Here is a 16,268-nt window from a genome sequence, read left to right on the forward strand (position 1 = left end):
ACGTATTCAGTCCTCGAGGTTCGGATACAAAAAGAATAGAGTTAAATAGATACATCAGAAATATATAATATGATACAAGGAAATATTGAACCGCCATATGCCGAACGGCACGTACGGGTGGTGTGAGAGGGGCTACAGGTTAGCCCCTACTCGATTATAATAAAAAACGAAGAGGTACGTATGAAAATAATTAGATTTAAAAATAGTTATGCAACTGAGGTTTCTAAATTAATTATTGAAACTTTGACTCTATCTAATATAAAAGATTATTCTTTAAATTATATACGCCAAAAATTAGAAATATCAAACTGTTCTAGAACAGCCGTCAATTTTTATAAAAAATTTGGGTATAATTTTAAAAATAACAATCATAAACCTGATGATGAGGGTTTAATTATATTAGAAAAGTTTAAGAAGTAATTAAATATATAGGGTGAGATTATGCTTAAAATCACTACTGAAAATTTGATAATAAGAAATGTAATGATTGATGATGTAAGTTCAATTTATAAATATAGAAATAATAAAATATGTTATAGATACCAAAGAGGTCAAGCAAAAAGCAAAAAAGAGATTACCCAACTAGTTTTAAATAATTTGGATAAAAATATTAACCTTGAAACTAATACATTGCTAGCAATAGCAATTAAAGAAACCAATGAAATAATTGGTGAAATTTTAATAATGCCAAAGGACATGACAATATCTCTAGGTTATACTATATCTCCTGAATTTCAGAATAAAGGATATGGATTTGAATCAGTTTCTAAATTAATTGATATACTTCACTCTAAATTTCCAAAACATGAGTTTATATGTTTTTGTCATCCAGATAATACTTTTAGCATAAAACTATTAGAGAAATTGGGTTTTACAAATATGGGTTATTATAAAGTTGTTGAATCTTTAATGTTTGGCAAATGGATAAATATTTATTAGAAACAAGGAGCGGAGTAATGAAAAATAATATAATTAAAGAATTTATAGAAAAAACTGGAATTGGATTTAAGCAACTAATTAAAGCGATGATTTTTTCATCTTTAATAAATTTTTTAGTTTTGCTATTTGGTTTAAAAATTGCAAATATTCCCCACTATATTTTAATATCCTTGGTTATAAGTATTATTGATTTATTGCCAGTTATCGGAGCAGGTATTGTACTAATACCTTGGTCAGTCGTAGCATTTTTTAATGGAGATACGAAATTAGTATTAATATTATTATTACTTTTTATAATTACATTTATATTAAAGCAAATACTTGAACCAATTATATTAGGTAAAAGTGTAGGTCTAAAACCTATGTATTCATTAATTATTACAATAATTTGTATGGTTGTTTTTACTCCGGCAATTGGAGCATTAGTAGGTGCGATAGTTTCTGTAATAGTTTCAGTTCTTATGGATTTGAAGAAAGAATTATATGAAGAATAAGATTTAAAACTCCAATATTTAATAATAGGAGTTTTTTATATTTGTAAAATGACATTGTGTCATGTATAATATAGCTAATGACACTGTGTCATATAAGGGGGAAGAAAATTGAAGAAAGTTTTAATAGTTATTGCTGGATTATTGTGGATGTTTACAGGGTTTATGGTGACAAAAATTGGTTTAGAAGCATATATTGAGTTAAACGCAAATGCTTTATTTTTTATACCAATATCTATTTTAATATTTTATTTGTTCTATTTTAAGATATTTTCACCACTTCAAACTAAGAATGTGAAAAGAATAATGTCTCTTCAAGATGAAGAATTAAAATTGTGGAAATTTTTAGACAAAAAAAGTTATATAATTATGATTTTCATGATGACTTTTGGGATCGTGTTGAGAAAATTTGCCAATTTACCTGCTTTATTTTTATTTATATTTTACACTGGACTTGGAGTTGCTTTATTCGCAGCAGGACTTAAATATTTTGTAGAGAAAAAACAAATTAAGGAGGTATTTCGTGCCTAAAGATACATTTTTAAACTTAAATGAAGATAAAAAACAAAAAATAGTTGAAGTTTTGAAAGAAACATTTAGCAATAAAACGATTTTTGATGCCAATGTAAAAGAAATTGTAGAAAAATTAGATATTGCAAGAGGAAGTTTTTACCAATATTTTGAAAATTTAGAAGATTCTTATTTTATGATTTTAGATTTAGAAACAGTAGATATTCATAAATTGTTTTTAAAAATATTAAAAAATAATGCCTATGATGTATTTTTATCTTTAGATGAATATGGAAAGAAGTTAAGTAAAATTTTATTTGACCCTGAAACATATTCTATTTACAAAAATAAATTTTTATACTGGACACCAGAGTTGGAAAAAGGTTGGCAAAAATATAAAATAAATCAAGTGTCAATTTTAGGGACAAATTCACAAACAAATGAAAATACTTTTATAATGGGTGAAGAAATGCAGTTTATTAAGGCTATTATTCATAATTTAATTGAGCGAAATTATTTAAACTCATGGAGCAGTTCTGAATTTTTAATTCATTTTAATAAATATATTGAATGGTTAAAGGGAGGTATAAATTTTGATGGGATTAATTGAATCTTTATTTGATATAACTTATTTGATTGTGGTAATTGGTCTGGGAATAAGACTGATATTAAGTCCTAAAAAAGGTGCTAAACTTTTTGGTTGGATGGCTATACTATTAGGTGTTGGAGATGCTTTCCATTTATTACCTAGAGTAATGGCTCATTTAAGTCCTTCAGGATTTATAGAATATCAAGCAGCTCTTTCGTGGGGTAAATTCATCACAGGAATTACTATGACAGTTTTTTATTTATTGTTTTATTTCTATTATAGTTTACTTTCAGAAGATTATGATAGTAAGAAAAAATGGACAATATTTATATTGACAGCTATTAGAATTATATTGATATTATCACCTCAAAATAATTGGGGAGCAAATGAAAATTATACAATGGGTATAATTCGCAATATTCCATTTTTAATTATGGGAATACTATTAATAATTTGGACATATAATAAAAAGAATGTAGTTGGACTTGAAAAAATGAGTCTATTAATATTTTTAAGTTTCTTATTCTATATACCAGTAGTTTTATGGGTAGATAAAATGCCAGCGCTTGGTGCACTTATGATTCCAAAGACAATTGCATATGTACTAATTGTAGTTCAAGGATTTAAATATTTTATAAAAGAATTTAAAATTTCAAATTTAATTGATATGTCTTTAACATATTTAGTGATGGGATTAGCAGGTGGAGTTTTTTATAGAGAATTTACGAAATATTTTAATTACACACTAGATAACCATTTGTCTAAAATTCATGTGCATACTTTAGTATTAGGTTTTATAGTTTTATTACTCATGTATTTAATGGTGAAAAATTTTAGATTAGACAAATTGTCAGAATTAAAAAGAACACTATATATTTACAATATTGGATTAATAACTACTATTGCAACAATGACGGTTTATGGTATTTATGATGTAGTAGGTGAGGGACAAGATACGATTAATATAGCAGCATTATCAGGAATATCAGGTATAGGCCATACTTTATTAGGGATTGGATTTATATGGACCATGTTAAAAATCAAAAAATTATCTGAATTAAAAATTATAAAAGAATCTTAAAAATTAATTGTCGCAATTAAACTAAATATAAATTCATATGAATAAACTTTGTTTTGATGTTTTTGATGTTTTAATATTATTGGACAAAAAAATTTGATGGTTATGTATAAATATCATAATTTTGTACATAGCCATCTTTATTTTTTAAAGGTTTTTAAGTCTTTTTGTGCTATGATTAATATAATAATTATTAATTATATATTTTCACGTATTTTAAGGAGTATTTTATGAATAATATTGATGAAATTTTAAAAGATTTAGACAAGAGATTATCTAAAATTGAAAATTTATTTTCAAATGATAATAGTTATAATTTAAATGTTTTGGGAAATAGAAAAGCCAAAAGTATTAATTCTACTGTAAGAATAAAAGATGTTAAGCTTCTTTTTCCTACTATTTCACCTGTAGATATTGATAAATCAACTGTAGATCCTTCTACTCTAGTTGTAATCCCAAATGATGAAGAGGTAATAGAAGAAATTCAGAAAGCTTATATGCATGCTTTTGAAATGGGTAAAAATACTGGCAAGTTCCCGGCTGATTTTTCTTATGATGATCTGACTGCCAATAAGAAAGAAAGTGTCTTTCTCAACAAAAATGATTTTATTAATTCTCAGAAACATAAAGTTAGAGAATTTCTTCCAGAGTTTATCGGCAATGGTATTTTGATGAGAAATGTAAAAGTTGGCGAAGATGAAGAGAAGAATTTTGGTGTTGTTCTTAGGGATAAAAGTGGCAATTTATTAAGCCCAAACGAGAGAATTGTCACTGGAGATATAGGAGAAATTGTGATCAATTTTCATCCATATAATTTTAATAATAAATTAGGTATTAGTAGATATATTCAAGGTTTTATTCGTACAAGTTCTAGCAATAATGCAAAGAGTCTTTTTATTTAATTATTATCAACATGAATATACAAGATATTTTATTTGAATTTCAAGATGAAAGATATGCGAATTTTCAAAGTAAGTTAATACCAAATATTGAAAGAGAGAAAGTTATTGGGGTTAGAGTGCCAAAGCTAAGACAATTAGCAAAAGATTTAAGTAAAAACTTGGATGTTTCATTATTTCTTCAGGAATTGCCACATTATTATTATGATGAAAATATGCTACATAGCATTTTGATTTCTAATGTTAAGGATTTTGATAAGACTATTATTGAAATTGAAAGATTTCTGCCTTATGTTGATAATTGGGCTGTATGTGATGTGATTAGTCCGAAGATTTTTAAAAATAATAAAGAGATTTTATTAAAAAAAATAAATGAATGGGTAAATCATAATCATATTTATACACAAAGATTTGCCTTAAAAATGCTTATGACACATTTTTTAGACAATGATTTTCAAAGTAATATTTTAGAAATACCAGCTAACATTTGTTCTGATGAATACTATTTGAATATGATGATAGCATGGTTTTATGCCACAGCTCTTGCTAAAAAGTGGAACTATACTATTAGTTATTTAGAAAATAATCTATTAAATACTTGGGTGCATAATAAAACAATTCAAAAGGGTAGAGAAAGTAACAGAATTTCTAAATTGCAAAAAATATATTTAAAATCTTTGTTAATTAAATAATTTATTATTATACAAACCATTGGAGAATACTTTGTAAGTATTTTCTGATGATTTTTTATTGAAATTTATTTTGAAGATAATATTTAAGATATAGATTTTTATATAAATATATTGAGTTTTAATTAAAAAATTTCAAATAATAATATCCACAATTTCAAAATTTTTTATCCCTTGTGGTTGACAGTATGAAAAGGTTGTACAATATTTTTCTAATTTGAAATGTTGTTTTTTATATGGTACGGTTTTAATGTAAAGTTTAATGCAATTTTGTTTAAAAAAACTAAATGGAGGGATTATTTTATTTGAGCGGTAGAAAAATAAAGATATCTTGTAAGAATGTTACTAAAATTTTTGGAAGAAAAGAAAAAGATGCAAAAAAACTTTTAAGGGAAGGTAAAAGTAAGGAAGAAATTTTTAGTAAGCTAGGTGCTACAGTAGGAGTTAGTGGTGCCACTTTTGATATATATGAAGACGAACTTTTTGTAATAATGGGACTCAGTGGTAGTGGTAAATCTACATTAATAAGATTGATGAATAGGTTAATTGAGCCTACTGATGGCGATATATTAATTAACAATGAATCAGTAATTAATGCTGATAAAAATAAACTACTATATTTTAGACGAAATATTATCAATATGGTTTTTCAAAATTTTGCTTTACTGCCAAATAGGACTGTTTTGGAAAATACGGAATTCGGATTAGAGATTAAAAATATTGATAAAAATGAAAGAGAAAAAAAGGCAGAAATGGCTTTAGAAAGTTCTGGACTACTTCCGTATAAAGATCAATATCCTGACCAATTATCTGGAGGTATGCAGCAAAGAGTTGGATTGGCAAGGGCTTTGGCTAATGATCCAGAGATATTATTAATGGATGAAGCTTTTTCCGCTCTTGACCCTTTAATTAGATCAGATATGCAAAATGAATTGTTGCTGTTGCAAGACAAGGTCAAAAAGACAATTGTATTCATAACTCATGATTTAGATGAGGCTCTAAAGTTAGGAGACAGAATTGCTATAATGCGAGATGGCGAAATTGTTCAAGTTGGCACTGGAGAAGAAATTATTACTAATCCAAAAAATGAATATGTAAAACAATTTGTTAAAAATGTAGATCGAACTAAGGTTTTAAAGATAGATAAAATTATGTCTAAACCTGATTTTACTATTGATATAAATGACGATAATAAAAAATTAAATGAAGTATATAATATTATGGTCGAAGATAATTATACAAATATTTTAGTGAAAAATAGTAATAATAAAGCGATTGGTTTCATAGAACAGACTGATTTGAAAAAATATTTAGATAATAAAGACATTAAATCTATAAATGATTTTATAAATACTGATTTACCGAGAGAATCTAAAAATTCCACAATAGATAATGTCTACAATATTTTAAAAGATTCAGTTACTCCAGTGGTAATTGAAGACGATAATGGACAATTAGTTGGGATAGTAACTAGAAAAGATATATTTGAAATACTTGATGAAAATACGGGTGAAAATAGATGATGCACATAGAAAAAATTAAAGTTTCAGAATGGATTGAGTCTGTGACAGAATTGGCAACACATTCTTTGGGTGGTTTTTTTAATGGTGTTAGTTCATCTGGAGAATGGATAATTGAAAAATTAAGTTCTGTATTACTTTCAATTAATCCATTTATATTTATCATAGTTTTAACTTTCTTGTCTTTTTATATTAATAGAAAAAATAAAAAGTGGGGTTTTGGAGTTTTTGTATTTTTGGGTTTAAATTTTGTTTACAACCAAGATTTATGGCCTGAATTTATGAGTACTTTAAGCTTAATTTTGGTTTCTAGTTTTTTTGCAATTGTTCTTGGAATACCTCTTGGAATTTTAACAGGAAAAAAAGAAATTGCTCAAACAATTATCAAACCTATTTTAGATTTTATGCAAACAATGCCTGCTTTTGTTTATTTAATTCCGGCTGTTGCTTTTTTTGGAATTGGTGTAGTGCCTGGTATGGTGTCATCAATAATATTTTCGCTTCCACCAACTGTTAGATTTACTTCTTTAGGACTTAGACAAATACCCAAAGAAATTGACGAAGCTGCCATATCTTTTGGTGCCACGTCGTTACAAAAATTATTTAAAGTTGAGTTACCTCTTGCTAGAAATACAATTATGGCGGGTGTTAATCAAACTGTAATGTTGTCTTTATCGATGGTGGTAATTGCATCTATGATTGGTGCTCCTGGTTTAGGTCGCAATGTAGTATCTGCTTTGCAAAGAGCAAGCGTGGGGCCTGGTTTTGTTGCAGGTTTAAGTATAGTTGTATTAGCAATTATTATGGATAGATTTACTCAATCTTTTAATTCTAATAATTGATTGAATTTTTATTAATAGTAAGGAGAATTATGAAATTTTTTAAAAAATTATTTTTTATATGTACGTTGTTTATTTTGATGATGGGAATTGTTTCCTGTTCAAATGATTCTTTAGATAATAAAGAAAGTGATAAAGAAGTAGTGGAACTTGGATATGTTGAATGGGATACTGAAATAGCTTCTACAAATATATTAAAGCTAGTTTTAGAAGATGAAGGTTACGAAGTTGAAATCACACCTTTAGATAATGCTATAATGTGGAGTGGACTTGCTAACAAGGAAATAGATGCAATGGTATCAGCATGGTTGCCAGTTACGCATAAAGATCAATATAATAAATATAAAGATAAAATTGATGACTTGGGAGCAAATTTAGAAGGTGCTAAAATAGGTTTAGTGGTGCCAAAATATATGGATGTAAATTCAATTGAAGACTTAAGTGACGAAGCTAATAAAGAAATAACAGGTATTGAGGCTGGTGCAGGTGTGGTTGCTACAACAGAGAAAGCTCTTAAAGAATATGATAATTTATCTGATTGGAAACTCACACCATCATCTTCAGGGGCAATGGTGGCTGCACTTGGGCAAGCTTATGCAAATGAAGAAGATATAGTAGTGACTGGTTGGTCACCGCACTGGAAATTTCAAACATATGACCTAAAATATCTAGAAGATTCTAAAGGTATTTTTGGTGGAGAAGAAGAAATTAAAACTATGGCTAGAAAAGGCTTGAAAGATGATAAACCTGAATTATTTAATATTATAGATAATTTTCATTGGGGTGTTGATGATATTGAGTCTGTAATGTTGGATATTTCTGAAGGGATGTCACCTGAAGAAGCTGCAAGAAAATGGATTGACAATAATCAAGATAAAGTTGATGAATGGATAAAATAAAGAGAATATATTGAAACTAAATATATATAACAGAGGTTGAAATATGCCTCTGTTTTTTTATCGAAAATAAATCATAAATTATTCTGTGTAAATATATTAAATGATGAATAATAAGCAATAATCCTTTATTTAAATTCCTTTCTTCTGATAAACTATATTTAAAATACATAATTTAAGAATTTCTTAATAATTAATACAATTCTTTGTAATAACTATTTGTTAATATAATCATAGGAGGATTTATGAGAACTTATAATATTTTAATAGCTGAGGATGATAAGGAAATTGCAAGATCAATTGGTATTTATTTAAAAAATGAAAATTTTAAAATTTTTTATGCTTATGATGGTCTTGAAGCTCTGGATATTTTTAAAAACGAAAAAATTGATTTAATTATTATGGATTTGATGATGCCTAATCTATCGGGGGAAGAAGCTATAATTAAGCTTAGAGAAATTTCTGTGGTTCCTATTTTGATTTTATCTGCCAAATCTGAAGATACTGATAAAATATTTGGTCTAAATATTGGTGCAGATGATTATATACAAAAACCATTTAACCCTATGGAACTTATTGCAAGAGTAAAGAGTAATTTACGAAGATTTTATTCATATGATTTGAAATCCGACAAAAATTATATTGAGATTGGCAATATAAAACTAGATTTAAATCAAAAAATAGTATACGTAGATGAAGAGGCTGTAAATTTAACATCCATTGAATATAAGATTTTGGAACTTTTAATGAAAAATCCAAATAAAATTTTTTCTATTGATAATATTTATGAAACTGTATGGAATGAGCCTGCGATTGAAGCCAAAACTGTAACTGTCCACATAAGGAGAATTCGTGAAAAAATTGAGGTCAACCCCAAAAAACCAATGTATTTGAAAGTACAGTGGGGACTAGGGTATAAGTTTGAAGATCCAAGGAGGTTATAACATGGATAAAAAATATAATTTAAGAAATTTGATAATATCTTTATTATTAATTGCTGTTATTTCGGTTTTTGTAGGCTTTTATTTACAAGATAAGGCTAATATAAATAATACTAGAATTGAAAATCATTTTCACTATTTTATTACAAAGACAATATCTTCTTCTTTGGAAGATGATGTATATGAAGATGACAGTTTGTTCAATTACGCTGTTAAATCTTATAAGAAAAAATATTATGATTCATTTGGTGATGAAGTAAGAGATCAGGATTTAATTGATACTCAGAAAAAGATTGATAAACTGAAAGAAAAGGGTTTAAATCCCAATAATTATATTGATGAATATGAATATAATAATGAATTGAACAGTGAGTATAAGACCTTTTATTTGACAAATGATGATATAGGAGAGCAATTTGACCCCGAGACTTTAAGTTTAGTTGAAAAAGATTTTGGGATAAGAGGTATTGTCAATAATGACAAAGTAATTATAAAGGAAACCATAGTTTCGGAAAGATTAAATAAATCTGATTATAAAAATTTACCACGAGAATTTAAGAAATTAATAAAAACTGAGCTTAGCGGGATTAATAATAGATACAACATTGGTAATCTTAAATTTGTTTATTATGGCAATTTAGATGATCCTGTTTTTGAAAATATTAAAACTGAGAAGTTTAATATCACGCTAGAAACTGTTATGATTTTATCTATTCTCTGCAATTTGATTTTATCTACTGTATTTGCTTTGTTTATTAAAACTAAAGGAGTAGATAGTTCACGTAAATTGAAGTCAATATTCACTTTACCTATAGAATTTGTAGGCATACTATTTTTAATATTCACCTTTACAAGTTCAAATATTATATCATGGCAATTATTTAATAATATTCCAGAATTATTTTTACTACTAACAGTATTGGGCAATATTATCATAGCGTTGACTATCTTTTATCTAATAATTAATTTTAAAACTATGTTTATAAAAGATGTAGAAAATTATGTTGTCAATTATTCTTTAATAGGTCGAGGAATAAAAAAATCTTTCGATGTTTATAATGATTCTTTTAATAAAGATTTAAATGAAGACCAATTTTTAAAATTAAAAAGAGATTTTTCTATTAAATATTTAATTGTGACTTTAATTTTGTTATTTATTATTATGTTTATTGTAAATTCGCCTGAATTGACTTTACTTTTAATAATTTTATCTGTTTTATTTTATTATATTTCAATAAAACTCATGAATGAAATTTCAAGAATTAATTTTGAATCGAATAAAATTGTGATGGGAAATTACAAAAACAAAATTGAAAAAAAAGGCAATATGTTTGATAGAATAATTGATAACTTCAACAATATATCTTCAAATTTAGACGAAGCTGTCGAAGATGCCATAAAATCAGAGAGAATGAAGACTGAACTTATAACTAATGTGAGTCATGATTTAAAAACTCCTTTAACTTCAATTATTAATTTTTCAGATTTAATTAATAATTCGGATAGCAGTTTGGAAGACAAAAAAGAATATGCAAAAATAATTAATGAAAAATCTCTAAAACTTAAAGTTTTAATAGAAGATTTATTTGATGTATCAAAAGCTAGTTCCAATAATATAGAGTTATCTAAACAAAAATTAGATTTTAAGTCCTTAGTAGAACAATCTATTGGAGAATGGGAAGATAAGATTAATGAAAAAAATATAAAATTAGTTTCAAATCTTCCAGAGGAGAAAGTTATTTTAGAACTTGATGGGCAGAAATTTTCGAGAGTTTTAGATAATCTTTTCTCAAATATAAGCAAATATGCACTTGAAAATTCAAGAGTATATATTAATTTATATAATGATGAAAATGTGCGTTTAATTATCAAAAATATATCAAAATATGAACTTGGTATTTCTGAAGACGAATTAATAGAAAGATTTACTAGAGGAGAAAAATCTCGAACAACTGCTGGTTCAGGACTTGGTCTTTCAATTGCTTCTTCTTTTGTAAAGGCACATGGAGCAGATTTTAAAATAGAAGTTGATGGTGACTTATTTAAGACAATTATTGAATTTTAATTTTTTAGGCTAAGAGTTTTGCTCTTAGTCTTATTTTATGTTTAAGTAAGGGTTTTATTGTGATAATATTAAAACAAGGAAGTGATTATATGATTTTAGATAAATTGAGAAAAAGCATGGCAGATAATAACATAGATTTTTATATAATACCAACTAATGATCCTCACGGGTCAGAATATCTGCCAGATTACTTCAAAGAAAGAGAATTTGTAACTGGTTTTACTGGATCTCAAGGTATTGCAGTTGTTACACAAGATGATGCATTTTTGTGGGCAGATGGGAGATACTATATTCAAGCTGAAAATCAAATTAAGTCTACTGGTTTTAAATTAAAAAAACAGGGTTTAGCTGGTGTTTTAAATTATGATGAGTGGATTGAAGAAAATATTTCAGATGGAAATACTATTGGTCTAAATGCTGAATATTTTTCTGAAGACAGTTACAAAAATATATATTCCAAGTTGAAAAGCAAAAATATAAATATTGTTGATATAGATTTAATAAAAGATATTTGGAATAATAGACCTTTATTGCCAGCAAAAGAAGCATTTATTCTTGAATTGAAATATTCAGGTAAATCTAGAGTTGACAAAGTTAATGAAATTCGAAATAGCATCAACAAAAAAGGAGCAGAGATAACCGTAATTTCATCTCTAGTAGATATTTGTTGGACACTAAATATTAGAGCTGAAGATATTGAAGATACACCTGTGTTAATTTCTTTTTTGATTATAGAAAAGAATAAAATTATATTATTTACAGATAAAAATAAAGTTCTTTTGATTTCTGACAAACTAAATGATGTTCAAATAGAAAAATATGACGATTTTTATTCTTATTTAGAAGGGTATAAGGACGAAAAAATATACTTGGACATTAAGAACATAAATCACAGAATTTATTCCATATTGTCTAAAAAGAATATAATTATTGAAGGAAATAATATCTCTTCAAATTTAAAAGCTATAAAAAATGAAATAGAAATCAAAAATTTAGAAGACACTTATATAAGAGATGGAGCTAGCCTTTTCAAATATATTACTTGGATTAAAGATAAGGTTAAAGAATCACCAATTGGAGAATATGATGCTCAACTAAAATTAGATGCTATTAGAGCAAGTGACGATTTATATATTTCAAATTCTTTCGGAACTATTTCTGCATATGGACCAAACGCTGCGATGATGCATTATAGTGCCAATGAAAATCAGCAATCAATGATTAAAAATAAAAGTTTTTATTTAGTTGACTCAGGTGGACAATACTATTCAGGAACGACAGATATAACAAGAACTATAGCAATGGGAGATTTGACTGAAGAAGAGATACATGATTATACTTTAACTCTTAAATGCCATTTGAATTTAATGGATTGTGTATTTTTAAAAGACACTTATGATGTAGCACTTGATGGTATTGCAAGATATGAAATGTGGCAAGATAGACAGGATTATAAATGTGGTACAGGACATGGAATAGGTTTTGTATTGTCTGTGCATGAAGGACCACAAAGTATTACTAGAGCCAAAGAACCAACAAAGATGGAAATAGGCATGGTTGTATCTAATGAACCTGGAGTTTATAAAGAATCTAAACATGGTATAAGAATTGAAAATATAATGAGAGTTATAGAGGATTCTGAGACTGTGGATTCTGTATTTCATAAATTTAAAACTATTTCATATTGCCCATTTGAACTAGATGCTATAGATATAAATCTTTTGAGTGATAAACAGTTAGAAGTTTTAAACGAATATCACAAAGAAGTTTTTGAAAAATTAAGTCCATTATTACATGGTAAAGAATTAGAAGAGCTAAAACATGCAACTAGAAAGGTTGTCAGATAAATTTGAAAGATTTGAAGGAAAGACTCGACAAACTTCCGGACAAACCGGGAGTTTATATAATGAAAAATGAATTAGATGAAATTATTTATGTAGGCAAAGCTAAATCACTGAGAAAAAGAGTTAGACAATATTTTGGTTCCTATGGGAAAAGTAGCAAAAAAGTAGCTAATATGGTTTCTAAGATTCACGATTTTGAATATATCATAGTAGAAAATGAAGTTGAGTCTTTGGTACTTGAATCTAACTTAATAAAAAATAACTTACCAAAATATAATATTCTATTAAGAGATGATAAACAGTATCCATATATTAAAGTTACTACTAACCAACGCTATCCTAGAGTTTTAAAAACAAGGAGAATTTTAAAAGATCAATCTAAATATTTTGGGCCTTATCCAGATGTATTCGCAGTTAACGAATCCATAGATACTTTTGAAAGAATTTATCCACTACGAACTTGCAATTTAAATTTAGAAAATGTAGAAAAAGAAAATTTCAGACCATGTTTAAATTATCATATTGGCAAATGCGTGGGACCATGTATTGGAAATGTCGATGACTCCGAATATAATAAAATGATAGATGAAATTTTGAATTTTCTATCCAGTTCTAATGATGAACTTATAATTAAATTTAACAACAAAATGTTAGAATATTCAAAAAATCTAGAATTTGAAAAAGCTGCAGATATACGAGATAGAATTAAAAATTTAGAGTATCTCAAAGAAAGACAGTTAATATCAGATCCTGAAGCAAAAGATGATAAAGATATAATTGCACTTGCAAAAGGTGTTGATGAAGCGTTAATACAAATTTTCTTTTTTAGAAATGGCAAAATTATTGGACGTGAACATTATTTAATAAAAGATTATTATAATGATAGTCATAAAGAAATATTATCATCTTTTATGAAGCAATTTTACATTGGAGCAAGTTATATTCCTAAAGAAATTATTATTGAAGAATTACCACAAGATTTTGATACTATAGAAAAATGGCTTACAGAAAGGCGTGGAAATAAAGTAACAATCACCGTACCTGTGAAAGGAACAAAACGTGAGCTTGTTCGTATGGTAAAGAAAAATGCTATTGATATGATAGATAAATACGGAGATAAGTATGCAAAAAGATTTGAAACAAATTTATTGGCACTTGAAGAAATAAAAGACTTAATTCACCTCGACAAAATTCCACAAAGAATCGAAGCATATGACATTTCTAATATATCTGGAGTAGAATCTGTCGGTTCGATGGTGGTGTTTGAAAATGGAGAGTCAAAGAAAAGTGATTATAGAAAATTTAGGATTAAGACAATTATAGGTGCGGATGACTACGGCAGCCATAGAGAAGTTATAACAAGAAGATTTAGACGCGGAGTTGAAGAGAAAAAAAGCTTAAAAGAATCGTCCTTTTCAAATTTCCCTGATTTAATTATGATGGATGGTGGAAAGGGGCAAGTCAATGTTGCAAAAGAAGTCCTAGACAGCTTTGGTATTGATATAGATGTTTGTGGACTTGTGAAAGACGAATTTCATACTACTCGAGGTATAATTTATAATGATGTGGAGTATGGACTTCCAGTTGATTCAAAAGGATATAAAATGATTTACAAAATACAAGAAGAAGTTCACAGGTTTGTTATTAATTATCACAGGAGTTTAAGAAACAAAACTATGTTTAAATCTGAGCTCGATGATATTGAGCTTATTGGTCCAAAGAGAAAAAGAAATCTTCTTAAACATTTCAAATCCATTGATAAAATAAAAAGTGCAACTATAGATGAATTATTAGAAGTTGAATCCATGAATAAAGCAAGTGCCACTTCTTTATATAATCATTTTAAAAAGGAGTAAAAATGACAGTAAAATTAAAAGATCTTGTCGAAAATTATGACCTAGAAATAGTACACAAATCCAGCGATTATGACAAAATAATTATTAATAGTAGTGAAATAAATAGACCTGGTTTACAATTATGTGGGCATTTTAATAAATTTGTCAATGAGAGAATACAAGTAATTGGTACACAAGAGTGGCATTATTTAAATTCACTCGATGATAAAAATATTAAAGAATCCTTAAATAAATTGTTTCAATATAATATTCCTTGTCTAATTTTTTCAAGAAACAATGAAGTTTTTGAAGAAGCGTATTATCTAGCCAAAGAACATGACAGAACACTACTAAAAAGTAAAGAACCTACTGCTAAATTAATGTCAAAGATAGTTTCGCATATTGAAGAGGACTTGGCACCTACTATAAGAGTTCACGGTGTACTACTAGATATTTATGGTGTGGGAGTTTTAATAAAAGGAAGAAGTGGGATTGGAAAAAGTGAAACTGCATTAGACCTTATAACCAACGGTGCTAGGTTAATTGCCGATGATTCAGTAATTATTAAAAATATTGATCAAAGACTAATTGGAAAATCACCTGACATAACAAAACATTTTATGGAAATTAGAGGAGTAGGTATAATTGATATTCAAAAAATGTATGGTGTAGGTTTTGTGATGGAAGAAAAATCAATTGAAATTATTATTAATCTTGAAGATTGGGACGAATCTAAAGAATATGAAAGACTTGGAATAATTAATAATCATGAAACTTTATTGGGTATAGATGTGGCAAAATTTGATATCCCAGTTAAACCTGGCAGACATACTGCAATGATAGTTGAAGTAGCAACTAAAAATTATAAACAAAAAGAATTAGGACACAATCCTGCAATTGAATTAAATGCTAGAATATTAAAAAATAAAAAAGATAATATTTGATTTTGATTAGATTAAAACTATTTCTAAATAAATATAAATTTATATTTTATACGTGTGATCACGTATTTTAGATTAATCTATTACGATAATAGTTTGGACAAGTTTTAATATAAATATGTTAAAAACATAATGTTTGTGACATTCCATATTACGGAATATCTTCCACAATCCACTAATTGCAATATTTGC

General features: G+C 27.1%; 16 protein-coding genes. All 16 read left to right on the plus strand.

The features are described from left to right. The first annotated feature begins 180 nt into the window (after positions 1-180). The 16 genes from ABID14_RS00005 to hprK all read left to right on the plus strand — a co-directional run bounded on the left by ABID14_RS00005 (position 181) and on the right by hprK (position 16,079). Positions 181-420 carry a hypothetical protein gene (locus ABID14_RS00005; RefSeq protein ID WP_354366350.1) on the plus strand — a complete coding sequence of 80 codons (240 nt, stop codon included), beginning with the start codon at positions 181-183 and terminating at the stop codon, positions 418-420. A 21-nt stretch (positions 421-441) separates the two neighbouring features. Continuing rightward, positions 442-939 carry a GNAT family N-acetyltransferase gene (locus ABID14_RS00010; RefSeq protein ID WP_354366352.1) on the plus strand — a complete coding sequence of 166 codons (498 nt, stop codon included), beginning with the start codon at positions 442-444 and terminating at the stop codon, positions 937-939. Between the two features lie 17 nt (positions 940-956). Next, positions 957-1,433 (plus strand): AI-2E family transporter, encoded by a 477-nt coding sequence (locus ABID14_RS00015; RefSeq protein WP_354366354.1) that lies wholly within the window; start codon positions 957-959, stop codon positions 1,431-1,433. 108 nt (positions 1,434-1,541) lie between these two features. Next, complete coding sequence (locus ABID14_RS00020) at positions 1,542-1,961, plus strand: hypothetical protein (protein ID WP_354366356.1); 420 nt, start codon at positions 1,542-1,544, stop codon at positions 1,959-1,961. Continuing rightward, complete coding sequence (locus ABID14_RS00025) at positions 1,954-2,550, plus strand: TetR/AcrR family transcriptional regulator (protein ID WP_354366358.1); 597 nt, start codon at positions 1,954-1,956, stop codon at positions 2,548-2,550. Before ABID14_RS00020 ends, ABID14_RS00025 begins: the two co-directional genes overlap by 8 nt. After that, positions 2,537-3,610 carry a DUF2871 domain-containing protein gene (locus ABID14_RS00030; RefSeq protein WP_354366774.1) on the plus strand — a complete coding sequence of 358 codons (1,074 nt, stop codon included), beginning with the start codon at positions 2,537-2,539 and terminating at the stop codon, positions 3,608-3,610. The genes ABID14_RS00025 and ABID14_RS00030 overlap by 14 nt, the downstream gene beginning before the upstream one ends. Positions 3,611-3,837: 227 nt before the next feature. Then, positions 3,838-4,509 carry a DUF2815 domain-containing protein gene (locus ABID14_RS00035; RefSeq protein ID WP_354366360.1) on the plus strand — a complete coding sequence of 224 codons (672 nt, stop codon included), beginning with the start codon at positions 3,838-3,840 and terminating at the stop codon, positions 4,507-4,509. A gap of 11 nt (positions 4,510-4,520) precedes the next feature. Continuing rightward, positions 4,521-5,198: a DNA alkylation repair protein gene (locus tag ABID14_RS00040; RefSeq protein WP_354366362.1), complete on the plus strand. Its 678-nt coding sequence runs from the start codon at positions 4,521-4,523 to the stop codon at positions 5,196-5,198. Between the two features lie 302 nt (positions 5,199-5,500). After that, positions 5,501-6,718, plus strand: coding sequence for a quaternary amine ABC transporter ATP-binding protein (locus tag ABID14_RS00045; RefSeq protein ID WP_354366364.1), 1,218 nt, complete (start codon positions 5,501-5,503; stop codon positions 6,716-6,718). Continuing rightward, positions 6,715-7,557: an ABC transporter permease gene (locus ABID14_RS00050; protein ID WP_354366366.1), complete on the plus strand. Its 843-nt coding sequence runs from the start codon at positions 6,715-6,717 to the stop codon at positions 7,555-7,557. Before ABID14_RS00045 ends, ABID14_RS00050 begins: the two co-directional genes overlap by 4 nt. A 29-nt stretch (positions 7,558-7,586) precedes the next feature. After that, positions 7,587-8,453: a glycine betaine ABC transporter substrate-binding protein gene (locus ABID14_RS00055; protein WP_354366368.1), complete on the plus strand. Its 867-nt coding sequence runs from the start codon at positions 7,587-7,589 to the stop codon at positions 8,451-8,453. Between the two features lie 242 nt (positions 8,454-8,695). Further along, a complete protein-coding gene (locus tag ABID14_RS00060; protein WP_354366370.1) occupies positions 8,696-9,394 on the plus strand; it encodes a response regulator transcription factor in 699 nt (232 codons plus the stop codon). 1 nt (position 9,395) lies between these two features. Further along, the gene (locus tag ABID14_RS00065; protein WP_354366372.1) at positions 9,396-11,456 is read left to right on the plus strand and encodes a sensor histidine kinase; all 2,061 of its coding nucleotides are present in this window, start codon (positions 9,396-9,398) and stop codon (positions 11,454-11,456) included. Between the two features lie 89 nt (positions 11,457-11,545). Beyond that, positions 11,546-13,303: an aminopeptidase P family protein gene (locus tag ABID14_RS00070; RefSeq protein WP_354366374.1), complete on the plus strand. Its 1,758-nt coding sequence runs from the start codon at positions 11,546-11,548 to the stop codon at positions 13,301-13,303. Between the two features lie 2 nt (positions 13,304-13,305). Beyond that, positions 13,306-15,156: an excinuclease ABC subunit UvrC gene (uvrC, locus tag ABID14_RS00075; protein WP_354366376.1), complete on the plus strand. Its 1,851-nt coding sequence runs from the start codon at positions 13,306-13,308 to the stop codon at positions 15,154-15,156. A 2-nt stretch (positions 15,157-15,158) separates the two neighbouring features. Beyond that, entirely contained in the window at positions 15,159-16,079 is a 921-nt protein-coding gene (gene hprK / locus ABID14_RS00080) for an HPr(Ser) kinase/phosphatase (RefSeq protein WP_354366378.1), read from the plus strand. Positions 16,080-16,268 lie beyond the last annotated feature (189 nt).

Origin of the sequence: Peptoniphilus olsenii, from assembly GCF_040545475.1 — a bacterium.
Taxonomy (GTDB): domain Bacteria; phylum Bacillota; class Clostridia; order Tissierellales; family Peptoniphilaceae; genus Peptoniphilus_A; species Peptoniphilus_A olsenii.